At 36.6% G+C, this 1,431-nt stretch carries 1 pseudogene; it reads left to right on the plus strand.

The features are described from left to right. Positions 1-617: 617 nt before the first annotated feature. Positions 618-1,286 (plus strand): annotated as a pseudogene (locus BQ7314_RS00465) (NAD(P)/FAD-dependent oxidoreductase); the annotation flags it as partial. Positions 1,287-1,431 lie beyond the last annotated feature (145 nt).

Below are 1,431 nucleotides of genomic sequence, written 5' to 3' on the forward strand. Positions count from 1 at the left end.
TTGCAGAGGGTTTTAAAGAGTCAATGCGAATTGTATTTGATGAGCACCTGAGGCAATGGAATTATACTGCCATTCCTGACGCAACAACTTTATAAGTTGCCTAAGTTATTTCATGCACATTCCTTATTATCATTAGCCAGTTGTTGAGCTGAGGTATCTAAAAATAGGTTATTATTTGTTGCCACAGCACTGATTGACAATGTAGAAAATGCAAAACATAGGGCTATGCTTATGAGGTGGCTTGTTTTGTATTCCATATTCTGTCCTAAGTATTGGTATAAGGTAGTTGCTGGATTTAATTTAGATTATAAGCAATATTGGTTTTTTTTTGAAAGATGAAAGCCTTTATATCTTGAGTGATACTTAATCAAAACAAATAGGGATAAAGAAATTAATTAAGTTGATAGTAATTTAAGTAAATGCTAATATACAGAGGAGTAATTGATTTAGGTGCCAACTTAGTAATATTAGTTTAGAATCAAAATGTCCTAGTTTCGCACATAAGGACGTTAAGCTGAAAATTTTTACTACATTATTAGGTTTAAGTGTACTTCAAAGAAAAATAATAACAGATAAATTGGTATACCATTAATTTTTAAATAAACGTGGAGATTGTTATGGCTAGAATAGTTGTTTTAGGGGCTGGAATTGGCGGTGTGCCAATGGCGTATGAAATGAAAGAAAGTGTTGGCAATGAGCATGAAGTCTTAGTGATTTCGGACTCACCTACTTTTCACTTTGTTCCTTCCAATCCATGGGTGCCGCCTAAATGGCGTACACCTGAAGAGCTTAAAATTGAACTTGCACCTGTTTTTGAGAAAAAAGGCATTACCTTTATTCAAAAAGCGGCTACTTTAGTTGATCCAGAAAATAATCAAATTCAGTTAGATGATGGCTCTGCTGTTGATTACGATTACTTGGTTATTGCAACTGGCCCACGTTTGGCCTTTGATGAAGTTGAAGGGCTGGGACCTGAAGGGCATACCACTTCGGTTTGTCATGTTGATCATGCTGCTCTAGCGGCTGATGACTGGGAAAAGTTTATGGAAAATCCTGGTCCTATTATTGTTGGTGCCGTGCAAGGAGCTTCTTGTTTTGGGCCGGCTTATGAATATTTAATGATTTTGGAAGCAGAATTACGTAAACGCAAAGTGCGTGATCAAGTACCCATGACTTTTGTAACATCTGAACCTTATATTGGGCATTTAGGCTTGGGTGGGGTAGGTGATACAAAAGGCTTAATGGAAAGTGCTTTGCGTGATAAAACTATTAAATGGGTAAGGAATGTGCATGAAATAACTTAGGCAACTTATAAAGTTGTTGCGTCAGGAATGGCAGTATAATTCCATTGCCTCAGGTGCTCATCAAATACAATTCGCATTGACTCTTTAAAACCCTCTGCAACTTTTCTGCCCGTTTTATAAACTTTGT

It is taken from the genome of methanotrophic endosymbiont of Bathymodiolus puteoserpentis (Logatchev) (assembly GCF_900128525.1).
GTDB lineage: Bacteria > Pseudomonadota > Gammaproteobacteria > Methylococcales > Methylomonadaceae > Methyloprofundus.